The 255-nt window shown below is 58.8% G+C and carries 1 pseudogene; it reads left to right on the top strand.

Annotated features, from left to right (window positions below):
* Positions 1 to 255: pseudogene (locus tag JNB88_RS33320) on the top strand (phosphoketolase); the annotation flags it as partial.

Genomic DNA, 255 nt, shown 5'->3' with positions numbered 1-255 from the left:
CCATGACGGAATCCGCGCGCGTCATGGGCAAGTTCCTGCGCGATGTCATGAAGCTCAACCTGAACAGCAAGAACTTCCGGCTGTTCAGCCCGGACGAGAACAATTCCAACCGCTGGCAGGATGTGCTCGAGGTCACCGACCGCTGCTACATGGCCGAAATCTATCCCGAGGATGATCACCTATCACCCGATGGCCGCGTCATGGAGGTGCTGAGCGAGCATCAGTGCCAGGGCTGGCTGGAATGCTACCTGCTGA

It is taken from the genome of Rhizobium cauense, assembly GCF_019511525.1.
Lineage (GTDB): Bacteria > Pseudomonadota > Alphaproteobacteria > Rhizobiales > Rhizobiaceae > Rhizobium > Rhizobium cauense.
This window is presented reverse-complemented; position numbering and strand designations above follow the sequence as displayed.